The organism is Actinomadura sp. NPDC048394, assembly GCF_040651755.1.
In the GTDB taxonomy this organism is placed as follows: Bacteria; Actinomycetota; Actinomycetes; order Streptosporangiales; family Streptosporangiaceae; genus Spirillospora; species Spirillospora montaniterrae.
The window spans coordinates 32,890-55,706 of the sequence record NZ_JBEZJL010000074.1 but is presented as its reverse complement, the minus strand read 5'-3'; the positions used below and the strand labels follow the sequence as shown (position 1 = coordinate 55,706).

At 73.5% G+C, this 22,817-nt stretch carries 23 protein-coding genes; 12 read left to right on the top strand and 11 right to left on the bottom strand.

The window, feature by feature from the left end; all coding sequences use genetic code 11:
- The first annotated feature begins 293 nt into the window (after positions 1-293).
- Positions 294-689 (top strand): Rid family hydrolase, encoded by a 396-nt coding sequence (locus AB0C78_RS39280; protein ID WP_360758376.1) that lies wholly within the window; start codon positions 294-296, stop codon positions 687-689.
- 94 nt (positions 690-783) lie between these two features.
- Here the strand turns inward: AB0C78_RS39280 and nucS are convergent, their stop codons facing one another.
- Both nucS and AB0C78_RS39270 read right to left on the bottom strand, forming a co-directional pair.
- On the bottom strand, positions 784-1,464 hold the full coding sequence (gene nucS, locus AB0C78_RS39275; RefSeq protein ID WP_151545452.1) for an endonuclease NucS: 681 nt from the start codon (positions 1,462-1,464) through the stop codon (positions 784-786).
- 40 nt (positions 1,465-1,504) lie between these two features.
- Positions 1,505-2,716, bottom strand: coding sequence for a HEAT repeat domain-containing protein (locus AB0C78_RS39270; protein ID WP_360758374.1), 1,212 nt, complete (start codon positions 2,714-2,716; stop codon positions 1,505-1,507).
- Positions 2,717-2,884: 168 nt separating this feature from the next.
- On the opposite strand from AB0C78_RS39270, the gene AB0C78_RS39265 reads away from it, so the two are divergent.
- Together AB0C78_RS39265 and AB0C78_RS39260 are read left to right on the top strand one after the other, a co-directional pair.
- Complete coding sequence (locus AB0C78_RS39265; protein ID WP_360758372.1) at positions 2,885-3,073, top strand: hypothetical protein; 189 nt, start codon at positions 2,885-2,887, stop codon at positions 3,071-3,073.
- A gap of 229 nt (positions 3,074-3,302) precedes the next feature.
- Positions 3,303-3,689, top strand: coding sequence for an SCO5389 family protein (locus AB0C78_RS39260; protein ID WP_151545449.1), 387 nt, complete (start codon positions 3,303-3,305; stop codon positions 3,687-3,689).
- A 101-nt stretch (positions 3,690-3,790) separates the two neighbouring features.
- Here the strand turns inward: AB0C78_RS39260 and AB0C78_RS39255 are convergent, their stop codons facing one another.
- Positions 3,791-4,777, bottom strand: coding sequence for an LLM class flavin-dependent oxidoreductase (locus AB0C78_RS39255; RefSeq protein ID WP_360758369.1), 987 nt, complete (start codon positions 4,775-4,777; stop codon positions 3,791-3,793).
- Between the two features lie 55 nt (positions 4,778-4,832).
- Here AB0C78_RS39255 and AB0C78_RS39250 point away from each other — a divergent pair, with 55 nt between their 5' ends.
- The 4 genes from AB0C78_RS39250 (at position 4,833) to AB0C78_RS39235 (ending at position 8,454) form a co-directional block, all read left to right on the top strand.
- Complete coding sequence (locus tag AB0C78_RS39250) at positions 4,833-6,404, top strand: 3-hydroxybutyryl-CoA dehydrogenase (RefSeq protein WP_360758367.1); 1,572 nt, start codon at positions 4,833-4,835, stop codon at positions 6,402-6,404.
- A 13-nt stretch (positions 6,405-6,417) separates the two neighbouring features.
- Entirely contained in the window at positions 6,418-6,738 is a 321-nt protein-coding gene (locus tag AB0C78_RS39245) for an ATP/GTP-binding protein (RefSeq protein ID WP_360758365.1), read from the top strand.
- Between the two features lie 85 nt (positions 6,739-6,823).
- On the top strand, positions 6,824-7,546 hold the full coding sequence (locus tag AB0C78_RS39240; protein ID WP_190861950.1) for an alpha/beta hydrolase: 723 nt from the start codon (positions 6,824-6,826) through the stop codon (positions 7,544-7,546).
- Positions 7,547-7,662: 116 nt separating this feature from the next.
- Positions 7,663-8,454, top strand: a complete 792-nt coding sequence (locus AB0C78_RS39235) for an alpha/beta hydrolase (RefSeq protein ID WP_360758363.1) — start codon at positions 7,663-7,665, stop codon at positions 8,452-8,454.
- A gap of 66 nt (positions 8,455-8,520) precedes the next feature.
- Here AB0C78_RS39235 and AB0C78_RS39230 read toward each other — a convergent pair whose 3' ends face one another.
- The 3 genes from AB0C78_RS39230 to mce all read right to left on the bottom strand — a co-directional run bounded on the left by AB0C78_RS39230 (position 8,521) and on the right by mce (position 12,324).
- Positions 8,521-10,005 carry an AI-2E family transporter gene (locus tag AB0C78_RS39230; RefSeq protein ID WP_360758360.1) on the bottom strand — a complete coding sequence of 495 codons (1,485 nt, stop codon included), beginning with the start codon at positions 10,003-10,005 and terminating at the stop codon, positions 8,521-8,523.
- A 155-nt stretch (positions 10,006-10,160) separates the two neighbouring features.
- Positions 10,161-11,498 (bottom strand): DivIVA domain-containing protein, encoded by a 1,338-nt coding sequence (locus tag AB0C78_RS39225; RefSeq protein WP_360758358.1) that lies wholly within the window; start codon positions 11,496-11,498, stop codon positions 10,161-10,163.
- 403 nt (positions 11,499-11,901) lie between these two features.
- The gene (gene mce / locus AB0C78_RS39220; RefSeq protein ID WP_360758356.1) at positions 11,902-12,324 is read right to left on the bottom strand and encodes a methylmalonyl-CoA epimerase; all 423 of its coding nucleotides are present in this window, start codon (positions 12,322-12,324) and stop codon (positions 11,902-11,904) included.
- 106 nt (positions 12,325-12,430) lie between these two features.
- On the opposite strand from mce, the gene AB0C78_RS39215 reads away from it, so the two are divergent.
- Entirely contained in the window at positions 12,431-13,621 is a 1,191-nt protein-coding gene (locus AB0C78_RS39215; protein WP_360758354.1) for an acetyl-CoA C-acetyltransferase, read from the top strand.
- A gap of 17 nt (positions 13,622-13,638) precedes the next feature.
- Here AB0C78_RS39215 and AB0C78_RS39210 read toward each other — a convergent pair whose 3' ends face one another.
- Together AB0C78_RS39210 and AB0C78_RS39205 are read right to left on the bottom strand one after the other, a co-directional pair.
- Positions 13,639-14,334: a DUF4230 domain-containing protein gene (locus AB0C78_RS39210; protein WP_360758352.1), complete on the bottom strand. Its 696-nt coding sequence runs from the start codon at positions 14,332-14,334 to the stop codon at positions 13,639-13,641.
- A gap of 35 nt (positions 14,335-14,369) precedes the next feature.
- The gene (locus AB0C78_RS39205) at positions 14,370-15,167 is read right to left on the bottom strand and encodes a DUF2127 domain-containing protein (RefSeq protein WP_360758350.1); all 798 of its coding nucleotides are present in this window, start codon (positions 15,165-15,167) and stop codon (positions 14,370-14,372) included.
- 142 nt (positions 15,168-15,309) lie between these two features.
- Here AB0C78_RS39205 and AB0C78_RS39200 point away from each other — a divergent pair, with 142 nt between their 5' ends.
- Positions 15,310-15,630 (top strand): DUF3817 domain-containing protein, encoded by a 321-nt coding sequence (locus AB0C78_RS39200; protein ID WP_360758348.1) that lies wholly within the window; start codon positions 15,310-15,312, stop codon positions 15,628-15,630.
- 48 nt (positions 15,631-15,678) lie between these two features.
- On the opposite strand, the gene AB0C78_RS39195 is transcribed toward AB0C78_RS39200, so the two are convergent.
- Positions 15,679-17,025 carry a hypothetical protein gene (locus AB0C78_RS39195; protein ID WP_360758346.1) on the bottom strand — a complete coding sequence of 449 codons (1,347 nt, stop codon included), beginning with the start codon at positions 17,023-17,025 and terminating at the stop codon, positions 15,679-15,681.
- Positions 17,018-18,199, bottom strand: coding sequence for an ATP-binding cassette domain-containing protein (locus tag AB0C78_RS39190; protein WP_360758344.1), 1,182 nt, complete (start codon positions 18,197-18,199; stop codon positions 17,018-17,020). The genes AB0C78_RS39195 and AB0C78_RS39190 overlap by 8 nt, the downstream gene beginning before the upstream one ends.
- Positions 18,200-18,661: 462 nt before the next feature.
- On the opposite strand from AB0C78_RS39190, the gene AB0C78_RS39185 reads away from it, so the two are divergent.
- The 3 genes from AB0C78_RS39185 (at position 18,662) to AB0C78_RS39175 (ending at position 21,999) form a co-directional block, all read left to right on the top strand.
- Positions 18,662-19,606 (top strand): tetratricopeptide repeat protein, encoded by a 945-nt coding sequence (locus AB0C78_RS39185; protein WP_360758342.1) that lies wholly within the window; start codon positions 18,662-18,664, stop codon positions 19,604-19,606.
- A 113-nt stretch (positions 19,607-19,719) separates the two neighbouring features.
- Complete coding sequence (locus tag AB0C78_RS39180; protein ID WP_360758340.1) at positions 19,720-20,493, top strand: cytidylate kinase-like family protein; 774 nt, start codon at positions 19,720-19,722, stop codon at positions 20,491-20,493.
- Positions 20,494-20,595: 102 nt separating this feature from the next.
- Entirely contained in the window at positions 20,596-21,999 is a 1,404-nt protein-coding gene (locus tag AB0C78_RS39175; protein ID WP_360758338.1) for an NAD-dependent malic enzyme, read from the top strand.
- 43 nt (positions 22,000-22,042) lie between these two features.
- Here AB0C78_RS39175 and AB0C78_RS39170 read toward each other — a convergent pair whose 3' ends face one another.
- Positions 22,043-22,699, bottom strand: coding sequence for a hypothetical protein (locus tag AB0C78_RS39170; RefSeq protein WP_360758336.1), 657 nt, complete (start codon positions 22,697-22,699; stop codon positions 22,043-22,045).
- Positions 22,700-22,817: the final 118 nt, after the last annotated feature.

Here is a 22,817-nt window from a genome sequence, read left to right as displayed (position 1 = left end):
CGACGCCGAAGGCGCCCTTGACTTTGGAGGGGCGGCCCCGTACGCAAGCGCCACCCCACCACCCGAACACCCTTATCCACGATCTCCCGAACACCCTTGTCCAGGGTCACTTGAACACCCGCTCCGAGAATCAGAAACCCTTGATGGATATCCAAACCGCCTCCCCATTTAAGGACGAGCACTCAGTTCGAGGGCCGGATCCAACCTCGACCTGAGAATTATCGCCGCGCGGCGGGTAGGGGTAGCAGAGGCCTGAAACGAGGCAGCAGAAAACGGACACCAGGGAGCGAGAGATGAACCGCGTCGATATAGATCCGCGCATGTTCGGCGACCGGCTCGGGTACGAGCGGGCCGTCCTGATCGAGCGGCCTGAACGCTGGCTCTTCGTTGCCGGGCATGAGGCGCGCGGCGATGACGGGGCCATCGCGCATGCCGGTGACATCCGCGCTCAGGTGGCGCTGTCGTTCCAGCGGCTGCGGGAGACGCTCGGCAAGGCCGGGTTCGCGCTCGCCGACGTCGTCCAGATCCGGCTGTTCACCGTGGACCTGCCCGCGCTGACCGCGAACTACGACGCCGTCACCGCCGAGCTCGCCGCCGGGGACTGCCGTCCGACCAGCCTTCTCGCGGGCGTCGACGCCCTGTCCGACTCGGCGATGCTCCTGGAGATCGAGGCCGTCGCCGCGCAATAGCGGCCGGGCCGGCGGCGCCGAGGGCTCAGAGCCGCCGACGCTAAAGGCTCGGAGCCAGCGGCGCCGGAGGCTCAGAGCCAGCGGCGCCCGAGGGTCAGAACAGGGTGCCCTCGTGTTCGATGCCGCGGAGTGCGTCGTAGTCGAGGGTGACGCAGTTGATGCCGCGGTCCGTGGCGAGGACGCGGGCCTGCGGCTTGATCTCCTGCGCCGCGAAGATCCCGCGGACCGGCGCCAGGTGCGGGTCGCGGTTCAGCAGCTCCAGGTATCGCGTGAGCTGCTCGACGCCGTCGATCTCGCCGCGCCGCTTGATCTCGACGGCGACGGTGGCGCTGTCGGCGTCTCGGCACAGGATGTCGACGGGGCCGATCGCGGTCGGGTACTCGCGGCGGATCAGCGACCAGCCGTCGCCGAGCGTGGTGATGTGCTCGGCGAGCAGCTCCTGCAGGTGCGCCTCGACACCGTCCTTCTGCAGGCCCGGGTCCAGCCCCAGCTCGTGGCTGGTGTCGTGGAGGATCTCCTCGATGGTGAGGATCAGCCGCTCGCCCGACTTGCCGTGCGTCACCGTCCAGCGGGCGATCGCGCCGTTCTCGTCGTAGGGCTCCTCGCGCAGGGAGCACGGCGGGTTCATCCAGTTCAGCGGCTTGTAGGCGCGGTCGTCGGCATGGATGCTCACGCTCCCGTCCGACTTGATCAGGACGAGCCTGGGGGCCATGGGCAGGTGGGCGGTGAGCTTGCCGGCGTAGTCGACGCTGCAGCGGGCGATAACGAGACGCACGTTGCCCAACCTTAGTTCCGCCGTGGACGTGGCGTGGCCGTCATGCGAGACCCGCGTACGCACGGCACTCGTCGCGGTCGTTGGGCAGGCCCCAGTCGCGCAGGACCTCCAGGAGGTTGCCCCACTGCCAGCTGTCGTGCGGGAGTTCGGCGATGACCCGGACGGTCCGCTGCTGCGCGGGCGTGAGGGAGGCGTAGGGCGGCAGCGGCCGGGACGGCTCGCCGAAGGTCAGCCGCAGCGCGGTGGCGGCCATGGGGAAGGACGCGTCGTCGGACGTGCGGGACAGCCCGTCGAGGACGGCGCCGACGGCCTGGTCCGGCGGTTCGGCCATTGCGGCGATTGCGGCGGTCGAGTAGAGGCGCAGGTCGCCGTTCATGAACGCGACGGGCGGGCCGGGCATCTCGGGCGGCGTGACGGTGGTGGCGGCGAGTTCGGCGATGACGGACGGGTCGGTGACGTCCAGGCGGAGGAGTGCGATGGCGGCGGCCCAGCGGGGGAGCGGTTCGGTGCCGGCGAGGTGCTCGCGGAGCCGGGGGATGAGGTCGCGGCCGTCGAGGAGACCGGCGGAGACGATGGCGTTCGCGGTGACACCGGGGTCGGTCTCGGTGGCGAGCAGCGCCCGCAGCGCCGGCAGCGACGCGGCGGCCTCCTCGGGGAACCAGCCGACCGCGTAGGCGGCCGCCGCGCGGACGTGCGCGTCGGCGTCGGTGAGCAGGGCGCGGACGACGGGCAGCCCGGACCGGACGGCGTCGTAGGCGGCCAGTTCGGCTTCGGCGTTGCGCAGCAGGTAACCGGCGTCCACGAGCTGCCGGTGGCGCCGCCTGGAGGAGCGCTCGGCGCGATCGCCGGCCTCCTCGACCCAGGCGTCCAGCCGGCGTTCCTCGTCGGCGGGGTCGGCGGCGCGCAGCCGGGCGACCTCGCGCCGCCACCCGGCGATGTCGACGCCGGACGGCAGGTGCGACTCGTCGAAGCCGATCGCCATCCCGGCGGCCAGGTACAGCAGGTCGTCGCGGTCGGGGGTGGCGGGGTCGGCGGCGAGCGCGAGCAGGAACGGCACGGCGGCACCGGACGCCGGGTAGCGGCTGCCCTGGTGGTAGATGCTCGCGTAGAGCATGTGCAGCGCGTCTTGGCGGTCCTCCTGGCCCGGGGCTTGCAGCGTCCGCAGGAGGTCTGGGACGTCGTCGGCGGAGCCGTAGGCGTGGCCGAGCCCGGCCCAGTCGACGTCGTCAAGCCCCGCCAGGAGTTCGTCCATGCCGCGGGATTCTGCCAGCCGCGACCGACATCGCATTGGCCTGCATAAGAGCGTCTAAGACCCCCGTAAGGCCGGATATAGGGCGTCGTCCTGATGTGGGGGCGGGGGCCTTAGGACGAACCTCTTGGATGTCGGGTCGTTTCCGCGGCCCGCGACGGAGGAGGGGCCGTGTACCACCACGACATCATGCGGTCGATCATGCAGGAGCGGGCCCGCGAGCGGCGCGCCGAGGCGCGGGCGGCGCGGAACGCGACGCTGGCGCGGCGGGCGCGCGAGTTCTGGGAGGAGCGGGCGCAGCGGGGCACGCGCCCGGTGCGGCGGCCGTCCGGACGGCACGGAGCGGCGCCCGCGGGCTGACGGCGCGGGCCGCCGGCCGCCGGGCCGGCGGCTTCCCGAGTCGACGAGCGGACGCATTCCGGCCGGGACGAACGAGGCCTTCCGGCCGGGACGAACGGGGGCTCCCGGCCGGTCGGCCGCGGGTCGCGCATGGCTCATGTAAGGATCTCTGTCAAGCCTGGAATTGTCGGGATGCCGTGATTAGCGTCGCGGGTGGTGGGTTTCATCCGTCTGCGAAAGGACCCCCGCGATGTCCCTCGACGTGACCCCCGAACTCCTGGAGACGGCTCGCCAGGGCGAGATCGGCGACAGGGAGTTCGTCGAATGCATCAGGACGTCCCTCCCGTACGCGTGGGAGCTGATCAGCGGTCTGGTGGCGCGGCTGCAGGTGGACGGCGGCGAGTTCGCCGACAACCTGACGCCGCCGCCGGACGAGCGGGCGCGCGGCCAGTTGCTGCGCGTGCTGGCGAGCGACGCGATGCGCGGCACGCTGGAACGCTACTTCGGGGTGAAGCTGGCGTTCCAGAACTGCCATCGGGTCGCCGTCTTCCCGTCCGGCGATTCGGCGGCGTACCGCACGTTCGTGACGCCGCGCGAGCAGATCCTGAACCAGTCTCCGGAACTGCGCGACTGCTGATTCGGCGGCCCTCGCCGAATCGCTCCCGGACGCGCCGCCCTTCCGCGAAGGGCGGCGCGTCCGCGCGTCAGGAGAGCGCCCCATGTCACGGGAGCGCCGCGTCAGGAGAGGGCGGCGCGCGTTTTCGGGAGGACCTCCTCGCCGAGGCGGGCGATGTTCTCGAGCGTCGCGCGGTGCGATCCGGCGGCCTCGACCAGCAGGACGAGGTGCCGGATCCCGGTCCGCCCGGCGGTGGCGGCGAGCGCGGCGGCGCAGTCGTCGGGGGAGCCGACGGGGTGCAGGTCGCAGAGGCGGCGGGTGTAGGCGGCGGGGTCGCGGGACGGCCGGGGCCGGTCGTCGACGGGCACGTACCCGTCCAGGCCGGGGCCGAGCCAGCGCGGCATCTCGGCGAGCAGCGTCCGGACGGCCGCGTCTCGCGAGTCGGCGACCTGCGCGAGGTGGACGGAGACGTGCGGCAGATCCGGGTCGCCGTGGCGGGCGACGGCGGCGGCCTTCTCGTCGTCGCCGACGTGCATTCCGAGGAGCATCGGCAGGCCGCGTTCGGCGGCGACGGCCTCGGTGGCGGGAGAGGTGCACGCGACGGAGACCGGCGGCGGCACGTCCGTTCTCGGCACGACCGGGACTTCGCGGAACGAGAAATGCTCGCCCTGCCATCCGAGCCGTTCCGAGCGCAGCCAGGCGAGCAGCAGGTCGAGGGATTCGGCGAACCCTTCCTCGTAGCGGCGGAGCCCGGTTCCGAAGACCTCGAGACCGCGCCACGGGCCGCCGCGTCCGACGCCGAGCCGGAAACGCCCCCCGGAAAGCAGTGACAGCATCGCCGCCTGTTCCGCGAGCGCGACGGGATGCTGGTCGGAAAGGACGCTGACCGCCGTGCCGACGTGAATGCGGCCGGTCAGGGCGAGAATGTGACCCGCCATGAGCGTGGCGGACGGGATGACGCCGTAGGACATGAAATGGTGCTCGGCCAGCCACACGTCGTCGAATCCGGCGCGTTCCGCGGCGACGGCGGCCTCGACCGTGCGGGCCAGGGCGGCGGCGTCGTCCTGACCGGGATAGCGGGCGGCGAGCAGGAAGATTCCGAAGCGCACGTCCCGGTCGTACCCGGCATCCGGGCGGGCCGAGCGCTCTGGGAGACTGCGGTGCATGACTGGTGGTTCGTTCAGCAGGGTCGGGGTCGTCGGACTGGGCACCATGGGCGCGGGCATCGCGGAGGTGCTGGCGCGCGGCGGCCTCGCGGTCGTCGGCATCGAGGTGAACGAGGACGCGCTGGAGCGCGGCCGCGGCCACCTGGAGAAGTCGACGGGGCGCGCGGTGAAGCGCGGGAAGCTCACCGAGGACGCGCAGCGCGAGATCCTCGGCCGGGTGGCGCTGTCCACCGACTTCGCCGACCTCGGCGACTGCGACCTGGTCATCGAGGCGGTGCCGGAGCGGCTCGACCTGAAGCGGAAGGTGTTCGCGACGCTGGACGGGGTGTGCCGCGCCGACGCGGTGCTCGCCACCAACACCTCGTCGCTGTCGGTCACCGACATCGCGGTCACCACCGAGCGGCCCACCAAGATCGTCGGGGTGCACTTCTTCAACCCGGCGCCGGTCATGAAGCTCGTCGAGGTGATCCGCACGGTGCTCACCGAGCCGGACGCGGTGGACCGCGTCGCCGCGCTGGTGAAGGACCTCGGCAAGACCCCGGTGACGATCGGCGACCGCGCCGGGTTCGTCGCGAACCGGCTGCTGTTCGGCTACCTCAACCAGGCCGCCGGGATGCTGGAGTCCGGGCACGCGACCCGCGACGACATCGACACCGCGATGACGGCGGGCGCGGGCCTGCCGATGGGCCCGTTCACCCTGATGGACCTGATCGGCCTCGACACCTGCGTTGAGGTGCTGGAGGCGATCCACGCCGAGACCCGCGACCGGCGGCACGCGCCGTCGCCGCTGCTGCGCGAGCTGGTCACGGCGGGCCTGCTCGGCCGCAAGACGGGCCGCGGCTTCTACGACCACGGCGCGCCGAAGGAGGAGGCGCCCGCGCGGGCGGACGGTCCCGCGCCCGTCGTCGGCGTCCTCGGCACCGGTGCCCTCGCCGACGCGTTCGCGGCGATCTGCGACCGCGCCGGCGCGCAGGTCCGCGACGCCGCCGCCGACCTCGCCGACTGCGACCTGATCGTCGAGGCGTCCGGTGACGCCGGCGCGGGCCGGGAGCTGCTCGCCGCCGCGGCGCAGGCCGCCAAGCCCGGCGCGGTCCTCGCCGTCACGTCCGCGACGGTCCCGGTGGCCGAGGCGGCGATGGCGTCCGGACGTCCCGCCGACGTCGTCGGCCTGCACCTGCCGGACGCGGCGGGCGCGCTCGCGGAGATCGCGGAGACCGTCGCGACCGGCCCCGGCGTCGCCGACCGCGCCGCCGAGCTGGCCGGACGGCTCGGCCTCACCGCCGTCCGCTGCCGCGCCCGCGCCGGGTTCATCGTGGACGCGCTGCGCTTCCCCTACCTCAACGACGCCGCCGCGATGCTCGGCGCCGGCTACGCCGACCCGGACGCGATCGACGCCGCGATGACGCTCGGCTGCGGCTACCCGACGGGTCCGATCGCCGACCTCGACCGCCTCGGGATCGACCGGGCCGTGGCCGTGCTGCGCGCCCTGCACGCCGAGACCCGCGAGCCGGCCCTCGCGCCCGTCCCGCTGCTCACCGAGCACGTCACCGCGGGCGTGCCGATCCGCTGAATATCCTTGGGACATGAGCCCCCGCAAGAACCGCCGTGCCGTGTCCGGGAAACCGCCACAGGGCAGCGGCGGCGGGGGCTGGGCGCAGCGGACGGAGGACGGCCCGGACGGCGAATGGATCGTCCGGTCCATCGCCGGGGCGGGCGCGACGAAGGCGTACCGGTGCCCGGGCTGCGACCAGGAGATCCCGCCGGGTATCCCGCACGTCGTCGCGTGGCCGGCGGACGAGCGGGGCGGCGCCGACGACCGGCGGCACTGGCACCGCCCGTGCTGGCAGGCGCGGGCCCGCCGGGCGCCGCGCGTCCAGCGGAGCAGGAACGCGCCGCGCTACTAGCGCACGGCGTGACGAGCGCACGGCGCTACCAGCGCACGGCGCTACCAGTGCGAGCAGCGCACGGCATCACCGAGTGAGGGAGTCGATGGCGGAGATCAGGGCGGCGACGGTGCTCCCGGCGCGGCGCGAGGAGATCACCCTGCACACCTCCGACGGGCTGCGGCTCGTCGGTGAGCTGGCGCTGCCGCCGGACCGGCCGCCGGTCGCGACGCTGGTCTGCCTGCACCCGCTGCCGACCGCCGAGGGCATGATGGACAGCCACGTGCTGCGCAAGGCGTCCTACCGGCTGCCCGCGCTCGCGGGCCTCGCCGTCCTGCGGTTCAACACGCGGGGGACGACGTCGGCGCGCGGCACCAGCGAGGGCGAGTTCGGCGAGGGCGAGACCGAGCGCTTCGACGTCGCGGCGGCGCTGGAGTACACCGAGTACCACGACCTGCCGCGGCCGTGGCTGCTCGGCTGGTCGTTCGGCACAGAACTGGCGCTGCGCTGGGGGCTGGACCCGCTGGTCGAGGGCGCGATCCTGCTGTCGCCGCCGCTGAAGCGGGCCGGGGACGCCGACCTGGACGCGTGGGGCGCCGACGGGCGGCCGCTCGTCGCGCTCGTCCCGGAGTTCGACGACTACCTGCGCCCGGCGGAGGCGCGGGAGCGGTTCGCGCGCGCGCCGCAGGCGGAGGTGATCGGCGTGGACAACGCCAAGCACCTGTGGGTGGGAGAGCCGTACGTCCGGACCGTGCTGAACGAGATCGTCCGGCACGTCGCCCCGGACGCGTATCCGCTCCCCACAGAATGGGACGAACCGGACAGATAAACGCGCGCGGCCGATCGCGGCCACTCCCGTCCCACCGCCCCCGATCGCGGGTAACGATTGTCCGACCGCCGCGTGAACGCGGCGGCGTTTCGCGGACGCGGACGTGAGGGAACCGGATGACCGTGCAGCTGTACGCCAGGGACGTCGGGACGGGGACACCCCTCGTCCTGCTGCACGCCTTCCCGCTCTCCTCGGCGATGTGGCTCGAGCAGCGGCAGGGCCTCGCGAACCGGTTCCGCGTCATCACCCCGGACCTGCGCGGGTTCGGCGGCTCGCGGCTCGGCACCGACGAGCCCTCGGTCGACGCGATGGCCGACGACGTCGCGCACCTGTTCCGCCGCCTCGGCCTCCAGCGCGCCGTCGTCGGCGGCCTGTCCATGGGCGGGTACGTCGCGATGGCGCTGTGCCGCCGCCATCCCGACCTGGTCCTCGGCGTCGTCCTCGCGTCGACCCGCGCCGCCGCCGACACCCCCGGCGTCCGCGAGAACCGGCTGCGGCAGGCCGACGTGATCGACCGCGACGGCAGCGTCCAGGTCCTGCTGGACGAGATGCTGCCCGGGCTCGTCGGGCCGACCACCTACCGGCAGCGCGCCCTCGTGTACGGGCGCGTCCGCGGGCTCGTGCAGGCGACGCCCGCGCCGGCCGCCGCGTGGGCGCAGCGGGCGATGGCCGCGCGTCCCGAGTCGTTCGAGACGCTGCGCGGCCTCAAGGTGCCCGCGCTGGTGATGGTCGGCGACGAGGACACCCTCGCCACCGAGGACGAGGCGCGCGCCATGGCCGACGCCCTCCCGAACGCCGAGCTGCTCGTCATCCCGCGGGCCGGGCACCTGTGCGCCGTCGAGCAGCCCGACCTGTTCAACCAGGCCGTCGCCGAGTTCGCCGCCGCGGCGGCCCGCACCACCCGCTGACGGCGCGGCCCCGCCGACCGCGCAGACCCGCTGAGGGCGCGGACCCGCCGACCGCGCAGACCCGCGCTAGAGCGTCTCCTGCCGCGGCATGACCACCTCGCGGATCAGCAGCGAGATCGCCGCCGCCGTCGGGATCGCCAGCAGCGCCCCGACCACGCCGAGCAGCGCCGCGCCGACCAGCGCCGCGACGATCGTCACCGCCGGCTGCACGTCGACCGTCCGCTTCATGACCCGCGGATACACGAGGTAGTTCTCGACCTGCTGGTACACCACGTAGAAGATCACGCAGATGATGAGGTCGGTGGTCGTCCCGGTGAGGAACGCGACCAGGCAGACGATCACCGCGCCGATCGTCGCGCCGATCAGCGGGACGAGGTCCGTCACCGCGACGATCAGCGCCAGCGCCAGCGCGTACTTCACCCCGAGGATCGACAGGAAGATGTACGAGCAGAGCCCCGCGATGAACGCGATCGTGAACTGGCCGGCGACGTACCCGCCGATCCGGTCCAGGATCTCGTCGCCGAGCAGCGCGACGCGGGCCCGCCGGGAGCGCGGCGCGAGCTGGTAGAAGAACGTCTTGATCTGCGGCAGCGAGCTCATGAAGTAGAGCGTCAGGATCAGGATCGTGACGGTCTGGAACACGCCGTTGATCGCGACCTTGCCGATGCCGGTGGCGGTGTCGGTCAGCCCGTTCTGGAACCCGGGGCTGTTGACGGCCTTCTCCGCGCGCTTGAGCAGCCCGTAGCGCTTGTCCCAGTCGGCCAGCGTCTTGTTGTTCTGCAGCTGGTTCACGAAGTCGGGGATGGAGTGCCGCAGCTCGGTGACCTGCTCGGTGACCGGCTGGACGAGCGACGCGACGAACCCCGCGAAGAACAGGATCACGATCAGGAACACCGTGCCGACCGCGGCGCCGCGCGGTAGCCCGAACCGGCGCAGCCGCTCGACCGCCGGGTTCAGGCCGACCGCGAGGAACATCGCCACCACGATCATGACGAGCACCGACTTGGCGTTCGTCGCGGCCTTCACCAGCATCCACGCGGTGATCACGCCGAGCGCGGCGGTGAACCCGAACACGAACGGGTGGGCGCGGCCGAGCGGCTGCCCGGGCCGGCCGAACGGGAACAGCGGGTTCACGCCGGCCTCGCGGCGGCGCTGCTCCACGTCGTGCGCCGGGTCGGGCGCGTCCGGGTCGGGCACCGCGCCGCCGTCGCCGGGCGCCGGCGACCGCTCGGTCACCGGTTCGACCTCCGCCGGGCGCGTCCGCGGGCCGCCGGTCGCCGGATCGAGCTCCCAGGCGGGCTCCTCGTCCACGGCCTCGGGGTCGAGCGCGCCGGTGGGGGCCCCGGCGGCCGCGGCGCCGTCCCCGCCCTCCGCGTCCTTCCCGTCCTTCGCGGTCTCCGGATCCTTCGCGGACTCCGGGTCGTCCGGGGTCTCCGGGGCGTCCGTGGTGTCGGCGGGGGGTGCGGGCGCGGGGACCTTGCCGGCGGTGCCGGTGCGCGCCTTTCCGGGCGCCCCGTCCGGCCGGTCCTCGCTGGGGGTGTCGTCGGGCACGCCGCTCTCCTTCGCCGTCCTGCCGTCGTCGTTCACGGGTCCGGACGGAGGGCCGCCGACCACGCGTTACGGGTGTAGACGACGGAAAGCCCGGAGACGTTTCCGCCTCCAGGCTCTCCGTCGGGACGCTCCGGGCCGTCAGCCGGCCCGGCGGGTCACTCCTGCCACCAGTCCTCGTCGTCCTCGTCGGACTTCTTGGCCTGGGCCTGCTTGGCGGGCGCGGCCTTGCCGGCGGGCTGAGCGGGCTGCTGCTTCGGCTGGCCCTGCTGCTGCGCCGGGGCCGGCTTCGGCTCGGCGGCCGGGATGGCGGCCTTCTCCGGCGGCGCGGCCAGCTCGGGCTCGCCGCCCATCGCCGGGGCGACGCCGCCGATGAGCTGGCGCAGCTGGTTGAGGTGGCTGGTGATGCTGTCGCGCTGCCGGGTCAGCTCGTCGACCTGGCGCTGCGCGGCGGTGCGGACGCGGTCGGCCTCGGCCTTGGTCTCGGCGAGCAGCTGCTCGGCCTGCGACTTGGCCTCGGCGATGACGTTGTCGGAGTTCTTGCGCGCGTTGGCCATGAGCTGCTTGGCGTGCGAGTCGGCCTCGCGCCGGGTCTGCTCGGCCTGCTGGGTGGCCTTGGCTGCGCGCTGCTCGGCGGACGCGGCGCGCTGCTCGGCCTCGGCGACCAGCTTCTGGGTGGCGGCCTGCGCGGCGGCGTGCCGCTCGGCGTCCTGCCGGTCGGCCTCCTCGCGGCGGGCGGCGAGCTGGATCTCGAACTCGGCCTCGGCCTGTGCCCGCTGCGCCTCGCTCTCCTCCAGGATGCGCTGGGCCTGCGCGCGCATCTCGTCGGCCTGCCGCTTGGCGGTGGTGAGGATCTCGTCGCGCTCGCGCTTGGTGGACGCGCGCAGCTGCGCGACCTCGCGCTCGGTGGTGGTGCGCAGCTTGGCGATCTCGCGCTCGGCGGCGGCGCGCTTCTCGGCGACCTCGTGGTCGGCGGTGGCGCGCAGCTTGGCGACCTCGCGCTCGGTCGTGGAGGTCAGCTCGTCGGCCTCGCGGCGGGCGGAGGTGCGCACCTCCTCGGCCTCGCGCTCGGCGGCCTGGCGCATGTCGTCGCCCTCGCGCTGGGCGGTGGCGCGCAGCTCGGCGGCGTCGTTCTCGGCGGTGGCGCGCTGCTCGGCGGCGTCGACCTTCGCGGCGGCCTTGATCTCGTTGGCCTCGGAGCGGGCGGCCTGGACGAGCTCGGTGGCCTGCTCCTCGGCGAGCCGCAGCAGCTGCTCGATGCGGGCGCCGAGGCCGGAGTAGGTGGGACGTTCCTGCTCCTGCAGCTGCCGATGGGCGTCCGACAGCTCCCGCTGCAGGGCCTGGGACTGCTCGCGTGCCTGCCGGCCCTCGTTCTCGAGCTGTTTGATGTGCTCGTCGACCTGGTGCCGGTCGTAGCCACGGAGCACCACGTCGAAATCGCGCGGGGGCGTGTCCTCGAAGAAGTTGCTGAGCTGGGCGTCGATGTCGGACTGCATAGGGCTCAATCCTGATGTGACGGGGCTACGGGTGGTTCCGGGGACCGGTTGATCGCCTGGCATGGACGGCCGCCATGAAAGGGCGCGGTGCCCCAGACCTCTTCCGGTGGATGAAGCGTACTCCGGACACTGCCGTGTTGGGGGCTCATCTTGACGCGCTGCGTGGTTTGTCCCAGTTTGCGGTTACGGTGTCCGGTGCCCCGGGTGCCCAGGTACGGGGGCCGCAAATGCACCAGATGTGTCCGAATGCTCACAGAGCGGCGGTCTTGCACCCCACCGGCCTGCGAGGTGATATCGAACACGTCACGATCCGATCGCGCCCGCGCGGCGCGCGCGCGAGACCGCGCCGGTGCGCGGGCCGCGCCCCCGTCCCGCCGGATCCCGCGGCCCCCGCGCCCGCCGGCTAGGCCTTCTGGACCAGCTCGGTCAGCACGCCGTGGCAGTCCTTCGGGTGCAAAAAGTTGATCAAGGAACCCATGGAGCCGTTCCTCGGCGCGTCGTACAGCACCCGGACGCCCTTGCCGCCGATCTCCGCCGCCTCGTCCGCGACGGCCTGGTCCGTGCCGAACGCGATGTGGTGCACGCCCTCGCCGTTCTTGGCCAGCCACTTGGCGACCGCCGAGTCGTCCCGGATCGGCTCGATGAGCTGCAGGTAGCTGGCCGCGCCGTCGCCGGTCTCGTTGATCTTGAGCATGCACTCCCGGACGCCCTGCTCCTCGTTCACCTCGAAGTGCGCGTCGGTGAAGCCGTAGGTCGCCTGGTAGAACGCGACGGTGGCCTCCAGGTCGTGACAGGCAATGCCGATGTGGTCGATACGGGTCAGCATGGGCGTTTCTCCCTACGGACGGCCAGACAGGGGCGAACGGAAGCGTGCGCCGCTTCCCTGGGTATGGTGGCAAACGTCGCCGCAGCACCATCCTGGAGGCCCCCACATGACCGCCACGTCCGTGATCGTCGCCGGAGCGCGCACCCCCGTCGGGCGCCTGCAGGGCGCGCTGAAGGACTTCTCCGCAGCCGACCTCGGCGCCCACGCGATCAAGGCGGCGCTGGAGCGCGCGGGCGTCTCCGGCGACCAGGTGCAGTACGTGATCCTCGGGCAGGTGCTGCAGGCGGGCGCGGGGCAGATCCCGTCCCGGCAGGCGGCGGTCAAGGCCGGCATCCCGATGAACGTCCCGTCCATCACGATCAACAAGGTCTGCCTGTCCGGGCTGGACGCGATCGCGCTCGCCGACCAGCTGATCCGCGCCGGCGAGTTCGACATCGTGGTGGCGGGCGGCATGGAGTCGATGACGCAGGCCCCGCACCTGCTGCCGAAGTCCCGCGCCGGCTACAAGTACGGCTCGATCGAGGTCCTCGACCACATGGCCTACGACGCGCTGACCGACGCGTTCGACGGCATCGCGATGGGCGAGTCCACCGAGCACCACAACGCCAAGCTCGGCATCAGCCGCGAGGAGCAGGACGAGTTCTCCGCCCGCTCCCACCAGCGCGCCGCCGCGGCCATCAAGAACGGCGTGTTCGACGACGAGATCGCCCCGATCGAGATCCCGCAGCGCAAGGGCGACCCGATCGTGTTCGCCAAGGACGAGGGCGTGCGCGCCGACACCACCGCCGAGTCGCTCGCGCGGCTGCGCCCCGCGTTCAGCAAGGACGGGACGATCACCGCGGGGTCGTCCTCGCAGATCTCCGACGGCGCCGCCGCCGTCGTGGTGATGTCCAAGGCGAAGGCCGAGGAGCTCGGCCTGACCTGGCTCGCCGAGATCGGCGCGCACGGCAACGTCGCCGGCCCGGACAACTCGCTGCAGTCCCAGCCGTCCAACGCCATCAAGCACGCCCTCGGCAAGGAGGGCCTGACCGTCGACGACCTCGACCTCATCGAGATCAACGAGGCGTTCGCGTCGGTCGGTATCCAGTCGATGCGCGACCTCGGCGTCGGCCCCGAGAAGGTCAACGTCAACGGCGGCGCGATCGCGCTCGGCCACCCGGTCGGCATGTCCGGCGCCCGCATCGCGCTGCACCTCGCCTACGAGCTCAAGCGGCGCGGCGGCGGCGTCGGCGCGGCCGGGCTCTGCGGGGGCGGCGGCCAGGGCGACGCGCTGATCCTCCGCGTCCCGAACGCGTAACGCGTAACGGCGGGAGGCTACTGGGCGTTGGGCTGCTGGACGGTGACCGTCCTGAAGCCCAGCGCCTTCAGCATGTTCTCCAGCATCCGCTTGGTGTTGGCGTCCGCCTGCGCCGCCAGGTTGCTCTGCTGCGCCGCCGTCTGGATCTTCTGGCTCGCCAGGACGTACAGCTGCTGCTGGTTGTCGGGGTTGCTGCTGAAGAAGTCGCCGAACCGGTCGAACAGGCCGCGCTCGGTCGCGTAGACGTAGCTGCGCTTGGTGTCGAGGTTCGTCGGCTCGAGCTGGGCGTGCGGCAGCGTGATGACCGCGGCCGTCCGGTCGGCGTTCACCTTGACGGCGCCGGAGGCGATCTTCGAGAAGTCCACGTAGGCGTCGACGGAGCCGTTGCCCACGAACAGGGTCCGCTTGCCGCGCAGCGACGACGGCAGGAACTTCGCGTCCTTCTCCAGGTCGACGACGACCTGGAAGTTGCCGCTGGCGGCCTCGTACCGGTTCAGGTCGCGGATCGACTGCAGCAGCACCGGGCCGCTGCGGTCCTTCGTCTCCTCGTGGAACGGGTTCAGCCAGTGCGGCAGGCCGTCCACCGCCCGCTGCACGACGATGACGACCGCGATGGTCGCCACGACGAGCAGGAGGGCGGTGAGGAGACCGCGCCGGGGGACGGGTCGCACGCGCTGGGGGGCGGGCTCGCGGGCCGCGTCGTTCTTCGGCATGTCCCCCACATTCCCGGACTTACCGCCCACTCACCTCACCCGGGCGACCCGGCGGCGGGACGCGGCGTCCCCGCGACGTCCGGATCGGTCGCCGCGTGCTCCACCTCCATCAGCGACTCGCTGCGCAGATGCGCCTCGTGGGCCGCCCGGCCGCCGCGCACCCCGAACAGCCGTTTGGTGACGATGATGTAGACGATCAGACCGATATTGATGGCCAGCGCGCCGATGCGCAGCACGGTCACCTTCTCGGACAGCTCGTAGATCTCGACCGGCAGGCCGAAGCAGGTCGCGACGACCGCGAAGTACTCGCCCCAGCGCTGCAGCAGCCACAGCCCGACCGCCTCGATGATCTCGATCGCCGCGTACACCAGCAGCCCGATCGCGAGCCAGCGCAGCGTCCTCTCCTCCAGCCCGAACACGTGCCGGATCGAGGTGACGATCTTGGAGTGGTCCAGGTCCCAGCCGAACTGCTTGGCGATCGGCCGCAGCAGCGGGATCTCCTTCTCGAAGACCTGCTCGATGGAGCCGCGGCTCTGCGCGAACCGCCACACCCCGTACGCCGCCACCGCCACGATCAGCCCGCGGATCAGCCGCTCCACCGCGAAGAACCGCATGATGAACGCGTCCCGCAGCTCCTTGCCGCGCTTCACCAGCGGCGCCCGGTCCGCCGGGCCCGAGCCGTGCGGCTCGCCGTGCACGTACGCGCCGCAGCGCAGGCACCGCCACGCGTCCCCGACGGGGGACGACACCAGCAGCCGCTCGCGGAGCGGCTTCTCGTCGGGGGCGTAGGTGATGTGCCCCTTGCGCGCACAAGTCAGCAGGCTCCAGTCCACCCCGACACCTTAGAGCGGGTGGGTGCCCGGCATGTCGTCCCATCTTGGTAACGGTCCGTGCCCTGCACGTGAACGCGGGGCGTGTGAGCAGGGCCATAGGGGGGCGGGAAACCCGGAACGGGGGCGGGACGTTGAGGGGTCCGTGGACATCGTGCGCGCATTCCGTGTCGTCTCCATCGCCGAGGCGACCTCGTTCCTGGTCCTGCTGCTGATCGCCATGCCGCTGAAGTACGGCGCGGACCTGCCGGTGGCCGTCCAGGTGATGGGGCCCATCCACGGCATCCTGTTCCTCGCCTACGTCGGGCTGGCGTACGTCACCGGCGAGAAGCTCGGCTGGGGACTCAAGCGCACCGTGCTCGCGCTCATCGCCGCGGTGCTGCCCGTCGCTCCGTTCTTCGTCGAGCGGCACTGGGCCAAGCCGGCCGCCGCCCGTCCCGAGCCGCAGCCCGCCGGACGGGCCTGAGGCCCGCGACTTCCGCGTGACCGCGGCCGAATGGGGGTTCCGCCGCGGTCACGCGGGGGAACTCGCGCTGCCGAGCTCCCGCGGACCCGCCGGGACGGCCCGGTGCGCGTCCCGTGCCGTCCGTCCCGCGCCACGGTGGACGCGCCGGGGCGCGGGCCGGAAGTCCGCCGGGCCCAGCGCGCACGCCCGGTAGCCGGCGAAATGGCGGCGCAGCCATGCGCGCCGCCGGTCGTCGTCCCATGAGCCGAACCGGCGCGCCGCCACCGCGTCGCGGATCGCCGGCGGCTGCTCGCCGAGCAGCCACGCGTCCACCAGCGAGCCGTAGCCGCGCGGCCGTCCGGGGGCCGCGCACGCGCTCGCGTTCAGCAGGCCGTCCCGGATCTGCCGGACGGCCCGCTCCTGGTAGCCGGGCGACAGATCCTCGTCGAGGTGGATGCCGGCGACGCCGTCCGCCACCCCAGTGGGCGTCCAGCCCGGGAGCTGCTCGACGCGGGTGAACGCGCCCGGCGTGCCGCGCAGCCGCGCCGCGAGCGGCGTCACGGCCGTCATCAGCGAGGGCAGCGCCGCGCGGAGCGCCGGATGCACGCAGACGGTCAGCGGCCATTCCCGGCACACCCGCTCCGCCGGTGCGGGCGCCACCGTCCCGCCGGCGTCGCGCAGCCCGAGCGTCGCACCGCCGGTCGCCGCGAGCGCCAGGGTCAGCGGCAGGACGAGCAGGAACCGCCGCGTCGCCCACAGCACGTACCCGAGGACGAGCGCCGCCGTCAGCCCCGACGCCCACAGCACCTGGTAGGCGAGCACGCCCGCGCGCAGCGTGGTGAAGAGGTGGATGCGGCTGAACGCCGCAGGGGGGAGCAGGCTCAGCCAGGACGTCCCCGGCACGCGCACGGCCGCCCACAGGGCCGTCACGGCGAGCACGACAGCCGCCGTCGCCCGGTGCGGGACGACCCGTCCGGCCAGGTACCCGACCGCGACGTGCAGGACCAGCGCGCCCGCCCCGGCCACCACGCCTAGCGGGTGCGGATGCCCGGCCTCCTGCCGCAGCAGCGTGACCGCGACCACCAGCGCGGTCACCACCAGGTAGGACGCGAGCGCCGCCGCGGAGAGCAGCAGCAGGTCGAGCAGGGCGCCCGTGGCGGGCGAGCGCGCCGTCAGGTCGCGCAGGTAGTCGAGCGGGCGCTCCCGCACGGCCGTCCACGCGGCGAGCCCGGCCGCCGCCGGGCCGAGGAAGCGCACCGCGTTGAGCAGCGCGACGACGGAGTTGTCCCAGTACGCGACCGAGGGCAGCAGCGGCGGTCCCGCCGCCGCCGTCCCGACCGCGGAGAGGATCGGCACCGCGACCAGCAGCGCCGAGCGGCGGGCGTCCAGCCGGAGCACCCGACCGAGGTCAGACACCGGCGCCGCTCCCCGCGGCCGCCCGCCTCGCCCGCAGCCTCGTCACCGGCAGCGACACCTGCCGCAGCGCCGCGGGCCCCAGCGCGGCCGGACGCAGCGCCGCCGGCCGAAGGGCCGCCGGGCGCAGCGCGGCGGGACGCAGGGCGGCGGGCCGCAGCCTGACATGCGGCAGCGCGAGCCGCGCCGGCCGCCGCTTCGGCCCGCCGCGGCGCGGCCGACCGGCCGCGCCGCGCGTGCGCTTCTTCGGTGTGTGCGCGGACGCGTCGTCGCCGGTCGCGGCGGCCGCTGCGCGATGGTCCGCGGGGACCCGGTCGGCCCCGGCTCGCGGATCGGTCCCCATCAGGCGTCCGGCCGCGCCGCTCGCGTCGGCGGGACGGCCCGCCTCCGTGCCGAGATCGGCTCCGGCCGGCCGGTCCGCGGGCTCGTCCGCGAGGCGCCCGGCGGCGTCCGGGCGGTCGGCCGGGACGCGCCGGTCCGCGGCGGAGCGGCCCCGGCGGGCCGCCGCCGAGTGCGTGGGCTGCTCGCTGAGCCGGCCGCGGGCCAGCGTGAGCAGCCGGTCGCACCAGCCGGTGAGCGTCTCGGTGTCGTCCGCGCTGACCAGGACGGTCGGCGCCAGCGACCGCAGCACCGGGACCAGCTCGGCCATCGCGGCCGAGTACGCGGACCCGCCCGGGCCCGCCGCGCCGGTCGGCCACGGGTCGGCGGCGGCCCGCAGGTCGCCGAACGGGTCGTCCAGCACCAGCAGGTCGGGGCCGTGCACGCACGCGGCGGCGAGGCCGGCGCGCAGCCGGACGTCCGGCGGCAGCAGCGACAGCGCCGTCCCGGCGGCCTCGGCGAGGTCCAGCCGCTTCATGATGGACCGTGCCACTGAGGTGCTCGTGCGCTTGTAGTACGCCGCGTACGCGACGAACTCGCCCGCCGTCATGCTCTCCGCGCGGTCGAACCGGGCCGGCAGGTAGCCGATCCGGGCCCGCGCGGCCCGCAGGTCCGCGGCGTTCGCTATGTCATGCCCGAGAATGTGAAGCACGCCGGAATTGGGCCGGCGCAAGGTCGCGAACGTGGCCAGCAGAGTGGATTTACCGACACCAGGTGGACCGGCGAAGCCGACCACGCCTTCGGTCACGCCGAAGGTCACCGGGCGCAGGAGCCACCGCCCCCCGCGGCGGACACCCATTCCTCGGGCCACGATCGCGGAATGCTCCGCGATCACTTGTTTCCCCCCGTTGCTCGTCATGCGAGCGCGACGGTCGTCCGAGCCGGGCCGGTGGCCGCTCCCGGCGCCACGCGGCGCCCGTGCGCCCGGGCCGGCCGGATCGGCGGGGCCCGGGGCACCGGATCTCTTTTGCCGTCGCACGATGCATCGACATCGCGACTATAACCGGGCTTGGTGATGGCTGTCAGCAATCTTTTTGCCTTTACGGCAGGACGCCTGGATTCTTTGCCTTCCGACCGAAGGTGAGAATTCAAAAAAGGCGGACAATTGCGTTGGCATCCCTCGGAACGGGGCGTCGCGGTCGGCGGCCCGCGGCGGCGCCGGCGGCGCCCGGCGCGCGCGGCGGTCCGCTCCGAGCGGACGGGCGCACGGACCGGGCCGGTCATGGGGCAGGATGGACCCATGCCTTCTCGGGACTTTTCGTTGCACGGGGCCATTGACCTGGGGGCTCGCCAGGCGGCCGCCAGGAAGCAGCAGGAGCGCCGGGCGCAGGCCGGTGCCGCGCCCGCGGGCGGCCCGGCCGGCGGCGCGCCCGCCGGCGGGCCGTACGTCGTGGACGTCACCGACCAGACCTTCAACACCGAGGTCGTGGAGCGGTCGCAGACCGTCCCGGTCCTCGTCGACTTCTGGGCCGACTGGTGCGGCCCGTGCAAGCAGCTCGGCCCGATCCTGGAGAAGCTCGCCACCGAGGCGGCCGGCAAGTGGATCCTCGCCAAGGTCGACATCGACGCCAACCCGCAGCTCGGCGCGTACATGCAGCAGATGGGCGTGCGCGGCATCCCGTTCGTCGCGGCGGTCGTCGCCGGGCAGCTGCTGCCGTTCCTGAACGGCGCCGCGCCCGAGCCGCAGGTCCGGCAGGCGATCGACCAGCTCTTCGAGGCGCTGCGCCAGGAGGGCATCCTGCCGGAGCCCCCGCCGGGCGAGGAGGCCGCCGCCGGCGAGGCCGCGGCCCCGGCCGGGTCGGTGTACTCCGAGGCCGAGGACGCGCTGCAGCGCGGCGACCTCGACGGCGCGAAGGCCGCCTTCGAGCGGATCCTCGCCGGGAACCCGAGGGACGGCCAGGCCAAGCAGGGCCTCGCGCTCGTCGAGCTGAGCCTGCGCGTGGAGCGGCTGGACCCCGACCGCACCGTCCAGGAGGCGGCGGAGAAGCCCGGCGACGTGCAGGCCCAGATCCACGCCGCGGACGTCGAGATGGTGTCCGGCCGGATCGAGGACGCGTTCGGGCGGCTGCTCACCGCGGTGCGCGGCAGCGCGGGCGACGACCGCGACGCGGCCCGCACGCACCTGCTGTCGCTGTTCGAGCTGCTGCCCCCGGACGACCCCCGCGTCGCCAAGGCCCGCCGCTCGCTCCAGTCGGCGCTGTTCTGACGAGCCCGGCCCGGCGCGCTCGCGCGGCGGCGGGGCGCCGAACCGCCGTGCCCGCTTGGGATTGCGGCGCGTCCGGGCCGTTGGGGCGCGCCGAATCGGGCATGTAGTGCGGTGTGAGCGCTCGTGTCGTGACCATCTCCGCCGCGTTCGGCGCGCGGGGCGACGTGGTCGGCCCCGCGGTCGCCGAGCGCCTCGCGCTGCCGTTCCTCGACCGGGCCATACCCGTGCAGGTCGCCGGGGAGATCGGCTGCACGCTGGAGGAGGCGCTCGCGCACGACGGGCGCGCCGAGAGCGGCATCGGCCGCATCCTCGCGGGCGCGGCGCGGCTGCCGAACGTCGCGCTCGGCGCCATGGACGTCTACCTCCCCGAGCAGGCGATCATCCGTCCCGAGGAGTTCGTCGAGCACACCGAGCGCGTCATCCACCAGGCGGCGGAGCACGGCGGGGGCGTGCTGCTCGGCCGCGCCGCCGCGGTCGTGCTGGCCGGGCTGCCGGGCGTGCTGCACGTCCGGCTGGACGGGCCGCGGGAGCGGCGGCTGGCCGTCGCCGCGTACGAGCTGGCGAAGGCCGCCGCGGCCGGGACGGCTGGGTCGGCCGGGACGGCGGCGCCGGGCGGGACGGCGGCGCCGGGCGGGACGGCGGCGCCGGCCGGGCGCCGTGGCCGCGCCGCGGGCGGGACGCGGGGTCCGGGTGGGGCGACCGGGACGCCGGACCGCGATGTTGAGCGTATGCTCGATGACAACGACCGCGCCCGCACGGCCTACGTGAAGCACTTTTACGGGGCCGACCCCGCCGATCCGCGGCTCTACCATCTCGTGATCGACACCACGAGGCTGCCCGCTTCCGCCGCCGTCGACCTGATCGCGGCCGCGGCGCGGGCGCTGTGAGCCGCAGGCGGAGAGGGCGACGGCCCCCGGGCGTCCCGTGCCCCCATGGGACGTGGCGGCCGGGACGAGGACGTACCCGGTAGCAAGAGGGAGCAGGTTGTCGTGGCGAGCGTGCCCAGCGTTTCGTACTCCATCACCGTCCGGCTGGAGGTCCCGGCCGGCGGCAAGGCGGTCAGCCAGATCACGCACGTGGTCGAGAACGCCGGCGGCATCGTCACGGCCCTCGACGTCAACACGGCGGGGCACGAGACGCTGCGCATCGACGTGACGATCGCCACCCGCGACACCCAGCACGCCGAGGCGATCGCGAGCGCGCTGGAGAAGATCGACTCCATCAAGATCCACAAGGTCAGCGACCGGACCTTCCTGATGCACCTCGGCGGCAAGATCGAGATGCAGTCGAAGGTGCCGCTGCGCAACCGCGACGAGCTGTCGATGGCGTACACGCCCGGCGTCGCCCGGGTGTCGCTCGCGATCGCGCGCAACCCCGAGGACGTCCGCCGGCTGACGATCAAGCGCAACAGCGTCGCGGTCGTCACCGACGGGTCGGCGGTGCTCGGCCTCGGCAACATCGGCCCGGAGGCGGCGCTGCCGGTGATGGAGGGCAAGGCGGCGCTGTTCAAGCGGTTCGCCGGGATCGACGCGTGGCCGATCTGCCTGGACACCCAGGACACCGACGAGATCGTCCGGACGGTGCAGATCCTCGCGCCCGCGTTCGGCGGCATCAACCTGGAGGACATCTCCGCGCCGCGCTGCTTCGAGGTGGAGCGGCGGCTGCGCGAGCTGCTGGACATCCCGGTGTTCCACGACGACCAGCACGGCACCGCGATCTGCGTGCTGGCCGCGCTGACCAACGCGCTGCGGGTCGTCGGCAAGGACATCGGGAACGTGCGCATCACGATGGCGGGCGCGGGCGCCGCGGGCACCGCGATCCTGAAGCTGCTGATGCACGCCGGCGCGCGCGACCTGATCGTCTGCGACTACCGGGGCGCGGTGCACAAGGGCCGCGACGACCTGGACGACTCGCTGTGCTGGATCGCCGACCACACCAACACCGCCGGCTACTCCGGCGACCTGCGCGGCGCGGTGAAGGACGCGGACGTGTTCATCGGGGTGTCCGCGCCCGGCATCCTGAACGGCGACGACATCGCGACGATGAACGACGGCGCGATCGTGTTCGCGCTGGCGAACCCGGAGCCGGAGGTGTCGCCGGACGAGGCGCGCGAGCACGCCGCCGTCGTCGCGACGGGCCGCAGCGACTACCCGAACCAGATCAACAACGTGCTGGCGTTCCCGGGCGTGTTCCGGGGGCTGCTGGACGCGCAGGCCGACGGGGTCACCCAGGCGATGCTGGCGGCGGCGGCGCAGGCGCTGGCCGAGGTCGTGACGCCGGGCGAGCTGGGCCCGAACTACATCGTGCCGAGCGTGTTCCACCCGGACGTGGCGTCGCGCGTCGCGGGCGCCGTCCGCGAGGCCGCCGGCGGCCGTCCCCGCACCGAGGCCTGACCCGCCCCGCTCCGCCCGGCTCCGGCTCCGGCTCCGGAGCGGGCTAGTCGGTGGTCTTCTTCGCGAAGACCTGGTCGCGGCGGCGGGGCCAGATCCCGCCGTACCAGAAGATGACCACGCCGGTGAGCATCACGCCGACGCCGGTCGCGGCCCGGGCCCACAGGACGGTGTCCGGGCCGGTGTGCGGCAGCTTCGTCGGCGTGGTCTTGTGCGGCGCGGCGCCCGCGTGCTTGCAGTTGGCCGTGAGCGAGCGGGTCTCGATCTGCTTGTTGGCCCAGTCGACCTGGACGAGCGTCCGCCGGTCCTCCTTCAGCTCGACCGTGACGGTCTTGCTGTCGTGCGCCGCGACCGTCGCGGGGACCGTGGCGGAGTCGTCGTTCTTCAGGACGGTGAAGTCCTCGCGCTGCGTCCCGGTGTTGCGGACGGTGACGCGGACGGACCGCGACGGGCACGACACCGACCCGATGGTGGCGGAGACGGGCTGCGGCGCCGCCGTGCTCGTCGGGGTCTTCGACGGCTTGTGCGCCGACTTCGTCGGGGTGGGCGACGTCCCGGTGCCGCTCGGGCTGGGACTCGCCGACGTCGACGTGGTGGAGGACGCGCGCGCGCCCGAGCCCGATGACTTCATCAGGGCCGGTACGGCGATCAGTGCGCCGATGACGAGAAACACGGCGGCGATGATGACCCTGGGCAACTGCATCGCTGTCCTCCTGGCCCGTGGGGGGCTGAGCGGGCGCCGGGTGATCCGGGATCATTCTTAACCTAGGCGGTTGTGGTGCCGATATCCCCATCGCTAGGAATGCCTAACAGGCTAACGA